Here is a 7,972-nt window from a genome sequence, read left to right on the forward strand (position 1 = left end):
CCGTTGTTCTCGAACGCGTCCGACACCCAGCTCGATCGGTTGCATGCGGTGCCCGGGCCCGCGGGTCAATCGGTTCAGCTGGCCGGGATGGCCCAGATCAACCGCGACAGCGTGCACGCGATCACCGCTCGTCTGCCGCTGGTGCTCGGTCTGATCGGCATCATCACCTTCGCGTTGCTGTTCTTGCTCACCGGCAGTGTGTTGCTTCCACTCAAGGCATTGGTGTGCAATGTGTTGTCTTTGACGGCAGCGTTCGGTGCGCTGGTGTGGATCTTCCAGGACGGCCACCTCGGCGCGATGGGCACCACGCAGACCGGCACGGTGGTGGCCAACATCCCGGTGCTGTTGTTCTGCGTCGCATTCGGACTGTCGATGGACTACGAAGTCTTCCTCGTCTCCAGAATTCGTGAGTACTGGTTGACGGCGGTCGCCTCTCATCCGGTGCCACCGGACACCGCAACGAAGCGCGCCGACAACGACGAGAGTGTTGCGCTCGGGCTGGCCCGCACCGGTCGCGTCGTCACCGCTGCCGCGCTGGTGATGTCGATATCGTTCGCCGCGTTAATCGCCGCACAGGTCTCCTTCATGCGGATGTTCGGCACCGGTCTGACCCTGGCAGTGCTGGCCGACGCGACGCTGGTGCGGATGGTCCTGGTGCCGGCGTTCATGCACGTCATGGGTCATTGGAGCTGGTGGGCGCCCACGCCGATGAGGTGGTTGCACGAACGATTCGGGGTCAGCGAGTCCGACGTGCTGCCGGTGGGGGCCGAGCCTTCCGGTGGGGGAGAACACCGACCTGGCGAGGATCCGGCCGTGGCGGGCGCTTACTCTGCCGCGATGGTCGCCGATGGCCGTTGACCCATCCGCGGAGACTCTTCGCAGGCGGCGTGCGCCACGCGGATCCGGCGACCGGCTGCGTGATGAAATCCTCAATGCCGCAACCGAACTGCTGCTCGACGCCGGACACGCCAAGGCCGTGTCGATCCGCTCGGTGGCCGAACGTGTGGGCGTGACGCCGCCGTCGATCTATCTGCACTTCCACGACAAGCGCGCGCTGCTGGATGCGGTGTGCGCACGCTACTTCGACAAGCTCGACGAGGAAATGCAGCGGGTGTCGGTCATGCAGACGGACACCGTCGAGGTGCTGCGCGCGCAACTGTTGGCCTACGTTGGGTTCGCGACGGTGAACCCCGAGCTGTACCGGATTGCGACGATGGGTGAGTGGAGGTCGAACAGCGTCGTCGATGCCGCGCTCGCCGCGTCGGCGTTCGAGTACCTGTGTGCCACTGTCAAGGCGCTGATGGGCGAGGGTGTGCTCCCGGCCGGTGACGCATCTGGCGTCGCCCTGGAATTGTGGAGCGCCGCGCACGGGGTGGCCGCGCTGTTGATCGCCAAGCCGCATCTGCCGTTCGGCAATGCCCAGGAGTTCACCGACCGGGTGCTGCGTGCGCTGTTTTCCGGACATGTGGTGACCGGACTCATCGGCCCGGATGCCACGCCGCGGCAGGTGGTGGAAAAGTTGACAACGTTCGGGTCGTCGATGGAACGACCCGCCTAGCGTGAGAGGCTGGCAGTTGTGACGTCATCGGAGCCCACCACAGTCCACCATCCGTTCTTTGCCCGGATCTGGCCGGCGATCGCCGCGCACGAGACCGAGCCGATCCGCCAATCTCGCCGGGCGAACCTCGCGGGGCTGTCCGGCCGGATTCTCGAGGTGGGTGCGGGCACCGGGACCAACTTTGCCTTCTACCCGCAGACCGTCGAGCAGGTCGTCGCGATCGAGCCTGAGCAGCGACTCGTCGACCTGGCCCGTCAGGCAGCCGCCGCCGCGCCCGTTCCGGTCGAGGTCACCAACCGCACGGTGGAGACCTTTACCGCCGACGAGCCGTTCGACGCGGTGGTGTGCTCACTGGTGTTGTGCTCGGTCGTCGAGCCTGATTCTGTTCTACGGCACGTATTTTCGCTGCTGCGACCGGGCGGCGAGCTGCGCTACATGGAGCATGTGGCCAGCAAGGGACTCCGGGGGCGGCTTCAGCAATTCGTCGACGTGACCACGGTGTGGCCGAGGCTGGCCGGAAACTGCCACGCTCATCGCCACACCGAGCAGGCGATCCGGGCCGCGGGATTCGAGATCGACCGCACCCGTACCGAGCAGGCGTTGCCGGCCTGGGTGCCGTTGCCGGTATCGGAGTTCGTCCTTGGGCTGGCGCGCCGCCCGGCCTAGCCCCAATGCCGGGTAGCCCGGTCCCGCTCAGTGCAACAGCGCGGGCAGACGCGGCAGCAGGCTCGGTAGCGCCGTGCTGGCGGATTCACGCACCGTGATCGTGGCACTGTCGGACAGCGGTGTGGGCTCCGGATTGACCTCCACGACCACGATCCCGCGGTCCAACGCGGCCTCGGGCAGGCTCGCGGCCGGATAGACGATGCTCGACGTCCCCACCACGACCAGCACGTCGGCGGTGGTTGTCGCCTGCACGGCGTGCTGCCACGGCCCCTGGGGCAGCGCCTCGCCGAACCATACGATGTCTGGGCGGATCAGACCGCCGCAGACACATGACGGCGGATCGACTTCCAGTGCGGGCTCCGTCATTTCGGGAAGCTCGCCAGAGTATGGCAAACCGCATGTGGCGCAAAGGAAGTCGAAGAGGCTGCCGTGCAGGTGATGCACCGGTGAGCTACCCGCGCGCTCGTGCAGATTGTCGACATTCTGGGTCACGACGCTGACCTCGGCGTGGTCCTGCCACGCGGCGACGGCGCGATGACCGTCGTTGGGTTCGACGGTGCCGCACAGGTGGTGCCGCCACAGATACCAACCCCAGACACGTTCGGGGTTGCGTTCCCAACCCTGCACGCTGGACAACTCATACGGGTCGAACCTGGCCCAGAGGCCGTTCTTGTCGTCACGGAACGTCGGCACGCCGCTCTCGGCGGAGATGCCTGCGCCGGACAGCACCGTGATACGCACCCGACCACGATAGCTGGACTGCGGGATACTGAGCGGGTGGAGCCAGGGGAGTGGGTACGGGTTGACGGGCAGTCGGATCGGCCGCTGTTCGACCAGCTACGTACCCAGATCATCGGAGCGATCCGGGCGGGGACGCTGCCGGCCGGTGCACGGTTACCCACCGTGCGCGAACTGGCCGGCGAATTGGGCCTGGCCGTCAACACCGTGGCCCGGGCGTATCGCGAACTGGAGACGGCCGGCATCGTCGAAACCCGGGGCCGTTTCGGCACATTCGTCGCCCGGGCGGATCCCGCCGACACCGCGATGGCCGCCGCGGCCGCGGCCTATCTCGACGTCGCCCGCGGACTGGGGCTCGGCAACGCCGATGCGCTGCGCTACCTGCAGACCTACGCTGACGGCTGAGCCCGCAACACTTTGACCAGTGTGCGCAGATTGCGGGTGGTGGTCGACGACTTGTACTTCTTCCTGCCCATCGTCTTGCCGACGGTGCTGTCCAGCGTGCTTCCCTTGGCGACTTGCCAATAGATCACGCCCGCGGATTCAGGCCCCCGCTGGATCCTCTCGTCGGCGCTCGCCTTCATGGCACGTCCCGCCTGGGCCAGCCCTGCGAGTTCGTCGAGCACATCGTCGTCGCTGACAAATGTGACGTAGGAATGGTATTCGTCGCGCTCGGGCTGGAACGGATAGTCGTCGACGATCGACCGCAGCTTCTCCATCGGATAGACCAGCACCCAGGCGTCGTAGCCGAACCGCTCCCGCAGCGCCTTTTCGGCGATGGCGCGGACCGCGTCGGCGCCCTTCGGCGAATCCAGCGTCACGTTGCCGGTGGCCAGGACGGTGTGCACCGCAGCGAGGCCGGCGTCGGTCAACGCGGTTGCCACGTCGCTCATCGTGAGGTTGATGCCGCCGACGTTGACGCCGCGCAAGAATGCCGCGTAGCGGGTCACGAGCGCGATGGTAGCGACCCGGCCGAGTCGGCCCGTAGGCTTTGGACATGGGGCGCCATGTTTTCGACGACAAATTGCTGGCCGTGATCGCCGACAACGCTCTCGGCGTGCTCGCCACGCTCAAGCGGGATGGGCGGCCGCAGTTGTCGAACGTGTCGTATTACTTCGACGCCCGCACCACCACGATCCAGGTCTCGGTCACCGAGCCGCGGGCCAAGACCCGCAACCTGCGCCGCGACCCGCGGGCGTCACTGCTCGTCAGCTCCGACGACGGCTGGTCCTACGCCGTTGCCGAGGGCAACGCGACGCTCACCCCGCCGGCCGCGGCGCCCGGCGACGACACCGTCGAAGCGCTGATCGCGTTGTACCGCAACATCGCCGGTGAGCACCCGGATTGGGACGACTACCGGCAGGCGATGGTGACCGATCGTCGCGTGGTGCTGACGCTACCGATCGCGCACCTCTACGGGATGCCGCCCGGCCTGCGGTGAATCACGCTGAACCGCGGCCGGCGCGCTAGGCTGCCAGCTATGTCTGTATCAGAGTCGGGTGCCGAGTCTTCGGCGTCTTCGGAGGACGACAACAAGCGTAAGTTCCGCGAGGCACTGGAGCGCAAGAACGCGAAGTCGGACGGCGGCGCCGATCACAAGGACGCGGGTGCCAGAGGCGCACGCTCGCATGGCGCCGCCGGCAATCGGCGGGAGTTCCGTCGCAAGAGCGGCTAGCGAGCGCCCGGCACGGGAAATGCTGCGGGAACCACCCGGCTTGCCGATCAGGTGTGGTTGGGTTGAGTTCAAGCTGGGTCGTTGGACGGAAGGAACACGTCGTTGACCGTGCAGATCTGCCTGGCGCAGGACACCGCCGCTGATCAGCTACTGACCGAGAACCCGCTGGCGCTGCTGGTGGGCATGCTGCTCGACCAGCAGGTCCCGATGGAGACCGCATTCGCCGGCCCCCGGAAGATCGCCGACCGGATGAGCGGTTTCGACGCCGCCGAGATCGCTGACCACGACCCGGACAAGTTTGCCGCGCTGTGCTCGGAAAAGCCTGCGATACACCGCTTCCCGAGCTCGATGGCCAAGCGTATCCAGACGCTGGCGCGGATCATCGTCGACGACTACGACGGCGACGCCGCCGGGCTGTGGACGGTCGGTGATCCCGACGGGCCCGAGCTGCTGCGACGGCTCAAGGGGTTGCCGGGATTCGGTGAGCAGAAGGCGCAGATATTTCTGGCCCTGCTCGGTAAGCAGTACGCGGTGACCCCGAAGGGCTGGCGGGCCGCGGCGGGCGAATTCGGCAGAGCCGGCAGCCACGTGTCGGTGGCCGACATCGCTGACGCGGGGTCTTTGGAGAAGGTGCGTTCGTACAAGAAGCAGATGAAAGCAGCCAAGAAGGCGACAACCGGGAAGGCGACATCGTGAAAACACATCTGAACTGTCCGTGCGGCGAGGCGATCACTGGCAAAGACGAAGATGAATTGGTGGACCTCACCCAGGCCCATTTGGCCAGCGCCCATCCCGGCCTGGAGTACGACCGGGACGCGATCTTGTTCATGGCCTACTAACTTCTTGGCGCTTCTTGGCGCGAGCGTGCGTGTCTGTACAGCGACACGCCGCACATGGTGTACACCTGCGCACGCTCGCGTCAGGAGTCGCTAGATCACGGCACCACCGTCGAGCCGATGGTGGGCATGAACTGGCACTGCTTGTCCTTGGTGCTGACCTGGCCGAAGATCGTCGACATGATGCTGCCCGAGCCGGTGTCGACGGTTGCGGTCAGTGTGGTCGGCCCCTGCGGGTTGATGTCGGCCTGCGGCTTGAGTGTCGCGCTGCCCGACTTGCCACTGGTCAGGTTCACCCAGGTGACGTTCAGCGGCAGTTTCTGCACGTCGGCGGGTCCCGACGTGCCCACGGCGGTGAACACGTACGCCGTCTGGCCGGCGGCCGGGCCCGGTGCCGGAATCTTGGCGGGCCCGGCGACCGAGAGCACCGGTGCCATCACCGTGCCGCCGTCGCTGCCGCAGTTGTTGCTGATCGACGGGTACATGAAGTCCTGCGTGGGCGGGGAGTCCGGGCTGAACCCGGGAGCCGCAGCCTGCGGCGCGGGCGGCGTGGCGGCCGCGACCGGGACGGCGTTCGTGGCGACCGGGACGGCGTTCGCGGGGTCCGGCGCGGCTGCGGGCGCGGGGCCCGCGGCGTGGACCGGGTCGATCCCGGTGGGCAGGTGCGCCTGAGCGCCGGGCTCAACACCGGGCGGCACGACGTGCGCGGTTGAGGCGGCGTCCGGCGCCTGGACGAATTGGTTCACCGAGGCCGCAACGTTTTTCGATTCCTCGGGCGCCGACGGGTTCTTGCTGAAGGCCTGCGCGGCGGCCATCAGCAACTGGGTCGCCTGCTCGGGGTTGCCGGCGGCCTGCTGGATGATCGGGCTCAACTCAGTCAGAGCCGGTAGGGCTGGCAGACCAGGCAGTTGCTGAGCTGGAATCGGGGCGGGCGGCGCCGGGTCGGCACCCGCGTTGGGGGACATGGCCAGTGCGGCGCTCGATGCGATGGCCGTTGCGGCGAAGGCGTAGATCAGGTTTCGTGCGATGTGCATGGTGTCCTCCCAGACGTCGAAGTTGGTGGCGGCCGGCCGGCGCGTGGGGGCGCCAGCCGGCCGGTAGCTCGGTCAGGGCAGCGCGTTCACCGGGAAAAGCAGCGGGTTTGCCGCTGCTGCGGGCACCAGGGGTGTGGTCGCCAGCGGAACGGACGCCACCGGTGCGGCCGCCGTAGCTGGCAGGCCCACGGCGGAGGCGAGGCCGCTGCTGAGTGGAGATCCACCGCCGAGCAGTGAGGTGAGGTCGCCGGGCAGCGACACCTGCTGCGGCAGCGGGAACGGCAGGCCCGGGATTTGCGGCAGGTTGAGCTGAGCCTGCGGCAGCATTCCCGCGGGGCTGGTGGCCGGAGCGGCCGGCGTCAGACCTGGAATGCCGAGCCCCGGTGTGGATGTCGCGGCCGGAGCCGGCGACGTCAGGCCCGGAAGGCTGAGCCCCGGTGTGGATGTCGCGGCCGGAGCCGGCGACGTCAGACCCGGGATGCCGAGCCCCGGTGTGGATGTCGCGGCCGGAGCCGGCGATGCCAGACCCGGGAGCAGGGACGCGCCGGGGGTGGCCGCGGCCGGCGTCTGCGGCATCTTGATCGAAGCGCTGGCCAGCGGCGGCGGGGTGGCCGGCTGACCGCCCAGTGCCCCCGCGACGTTCTGCAGCAGCTGCGGCGCCTGAGCCGCGGTGCCGACGAGCTGCTGGCTGATGTCGGGGGCGGGCAGCGGTGCCCCCGGGTCGGCGTGGGCCGTGCCCATCAGGCCGCCGAAGAGCAACGCTGCCGACGAGCCCGCCACGACAGCGGTGGCGCGTACAAAGGTCCGAACAGTTGACATGATTCTCCCTGAAGCTCGCTGAATTTCGTGCAGGTCCTCGCCGCAGACGATCCGTCAGATACCGAAGTGACTCAAGTGACACGTGTGGCATTTATGGGACCGTTACTCAACCGAGCGGGGGCAGTGACCAAGCGGCCGCGCGACGGAACCGCGGCACTTGTCGGGCCCGGCGATAGAGTCGTGCAGATAGACACCATCTCGGCCGCTCCGGCGGCAATCATCAATCGCCGACCCGCGATCTGCGTCGACACGATCGGGCCGGTGCTTTTGGTCGTCAGCGTGTTGGCACGGCTGGCCTGGACGTACCTGGCGCGCAACGGCGCCAACTTCGTCGACTTGCACGTCTATGTGGGCGGGGCGGCCATGCTCGACCACTCCGGCAGTCTCTACCGCTACGTCTACGCCGACCAGACGCCGGATTTCCCGCTGCCCTTCACCTACCCGCCGTTTGCGGCGGTGGTCTTCTACCCCCTGCACTTTCTGCCGTTCGGCCTGATCGCGTTCTGCTGGACGGTCGGGACGATGGCCGCGCTCTACGGCGTGGTCCGCCTCAGTCAGCGGCTGCTGGGTGTCGCGGCCGATCAGGGCCGGCGGTTGGCGATGCTCTGGACCGGTATCGCGATCTGGCTCGAGCCGCTGCGCAGCA

General features: G+C 67.7%; 13 protein-coding genes. 9 read left to right on the top strand and 4 right to left on the bottom strand.

Annotated elements, in window-relative coordinates; genetic code table 11:
• The 3 genes from AC2VOG_RS08885 to AC2VOG_RS08895 all read left to right on the top strand — a co-directional run.
• On the top strand, positions 1–858 hold an 858-nt coding region (locus AC2VOG_RS08885; protein WP_486939546.1), incomplete at its 5' end, for an MMPL family transporter.
• Positions 848–1,558 (top strand): TetR/AcrR family transcriptional regulator, encoded by a 711-nt coding sequence (locus AC2VOG_RS08890; RefSeq protein ID WP_486939547.1) that lies wholly within the window; start codon positions 848–850, stop codon positions 1,556–1,558. The genes AC2VOG_RS08885 and AC2VOG_RS08890, both read left to right, overlap by 11 nt.
• 9 nt (positions 1,559–1,567) lie before the next feature.
• Positions 1,568–2,224 carry a class I SAM-dependent methyltransferase gene (locus AC2VOG_RS08895; RefSeq protein WP_486939555.1) on the top strand — a complete coding sequence of 219 codons (657 nt, stop codon included), beginning with the start codon at positions 1,568–1,570 and terminating at the stop codon, positions 2,222–2,224.
• A 27-nt stretch (positions 2,225–2,251) separates the two neighbouring features.
• Here AC2VOG_RS08895 and AC2VOG_RS08900 read toward each other — a convergent pair whose 3' ends face one another.
• A complete protein-coding gene (locus tag AC2VOG_RS08900; RefSeq protein WP_486939548.1) occupies positions 2,252–2,965 on the bottom strand; it encodes an NAD-dependent deacylase in 714 nt (237 codons plus the stop codon).
• 36 nt (positions 2,966–3,001) lie between these two features.
• On the opposite strand from AC2VOG_RS08900, the gene AC2VOG_RS08905 reads away from it, so the two are divergent.
• Entirely contained in the window at positions 3,002–3,367 is a 366-nt protein-coding gene (locus tag AC2VOG_RS08905) for an Rv1152 family transcriptional regulator (protein ID WP_486939549.1), read from the top strand.
• On the opposite strand, the gene AC2VOG_RS08910 is transcribed toward AC2VOG_RS08905, so the two are convergent.
• Positions 3,352–3,912 (bottom strand): DUF1697 domain-containing protein, encoded by a 561-nt coding sequence (locus AC2VOG_RS08910; RefSeq protein WP_486939550.1) that lies wholly within the window; start codon positions 3,910–3,912, stop codon positions 3,352–3,354. The two genes, AC2VOG_RS08905 and AC2VOG_RS08910, sit on opposite strands and share 16 nt — an antisense overlap.
• A 47-nt stretch (positions 3,913–3,959) precedes the next feature.
• Here AC2VOG_RS08910 and AC2VOG_RS08915 point away from each other — a divergent pair, with 47 nt between their 5' ends.
• The 4 genes from AC2VOG_RS08915 to AC2VOG_RS08930 all read left to right on the top strand — a co-directional run bounded on the left by AC2VOG_RS08915 (position 3,960) and on the right by AC2VOG_RS08930 (position 5,476).
• A complete protein-coding gene (locus AC2VOG_RS08915; protein ID WP_486939551.1) occupies positions 3,960–4,403 on the top strand; it encodes a PPOX class F420-dependent oxidoreductase in 444 nt (147 codons plus the stop codon).
• Positions 4,404–4,442: 39 nt separating this feature from the next.
• On the top strand, positions 4,443–4,637 hold the full coding sequence (locus AC2VOG_RS08920) for a DUF5302 domain-containing protein (protein ID WP_486939552.1): 195 nt from the start codon (positions 4,443–4,445) through the stop codon (positions 4,635–4,637).
• Positions 4,638–4,745: 108 nt separating this feature from the next.
• Positions 4,746–5,333, top strand: coding sequence for an HhH-GPD-type base excision DNA repair protein (locus AC2VOG_RS08925; protein ID WP_486939556.1), 588 nt, complete (start codon positions 4,746–4,748; stop codon positions 5,331–5,333).
• Positions 5,330–5,476 carry a DUF1059 domain-containing protein gene (locus tag AC2VOG_RS08930; RefSeq protein ID WP_067334757.1) on the top strand — a complete coding sequence of 49 codons (147 nt, stop codon included), beginning with the start codon at positions 5,330–5,332 and terminating at the stop codon, positions 5,474–5,476. The genes AC2VOG_RS08925 and AC2VOG_RS08930 overlap by 4 nt, the downstream gene beginning before the upstream one ends.
• Before the next feature lie 95 nt (positions 5,477–5,571).
• Here AC2VOG_RS08930 and AC2VOG_RS08935 read toward each other — a convergent pair whose 3' ends face one another.
• The gene (locus tag AC2VOG_RS08935) at positions 5,572–6,507 is read right to left on the bottom strand and encodes an Rv1157c family protein (RefSeq protein ID WP_486939553.1); all 936 of its coding nucleotides are present in this window, start codon (positions 6,505–6,507) and stop codon (positions 5,572–5,574) included.
• 72 nt (positions 6,508–6,579) lie between these two features.
• Positions 6,580–7,326, bottom strand: a complete 747-nt coding sequence (locus AC2VOG_RS08940) for a hypothetical protein (protein ID WP_486939554.1) — start codon at positions 7,324–7,326, stop codon at positions 6,580–6,582.
• Between the two features lie 93 nt (positions 7,327–7,419).
• On the opposite strand from AC2VOG_RS08940, the gene AC2VOG_RS08945 reads away from it, so the two are divergent.
• Positions 7,420–7,972: glycosyltransferase 87 family protein (locus AC2VOG_RS08945; RefSeq protein WP_486939557.1), on the top strand; the 553-nt coding region annotated here is incomplete at its 3' end.

The organism is Mycobacterium sp. TH-M11 (genome assembly GCF_057473725.1).

What these genes read in the sequence shown, in the direction of transcription:
- AC2VOG_RS08890 (WP_486939547.1), top strand. Translation starts at nt 848, where the DNA reads ATGGCCGTTGACCCATCCGCGGAGACTCTTCGCAGGCGGCGTGCGCCA.
- AC2VOG_RS08935 (WP_486939553.1), bottom strand. Translation starts at nt 6,507, where the DNA reads ATGCACATCGCACGAAACCTGATCTACGCCTTCGCCGCAACGGCCATC.
- AC2VOG_RS08915 (WP_486939551.1), top strand. Translation starts at nt 3,960, where the DNA reads ATGGGGCGCCATGTTTTCGACGACAAATTGCTGGCCGTGATCGCCGAC.
- AC2VOG_RS08920 (WP_486939552.1), top strand. Translation starts at nt 4,443, where the DNA reads ATGTCTGTATCAGAGTCGGGTGCCGAGTCTTCGGCGTCTTCGGAGGAC.
- AC2VOG_RS08940 (WP_486939554.1), bottom strand. Translation starts at nt 7,326, where the DNA reads ATGTCAACTGTTCGGACCTTTGTACGCGCCACCGCTGTCGTGGCGGGC.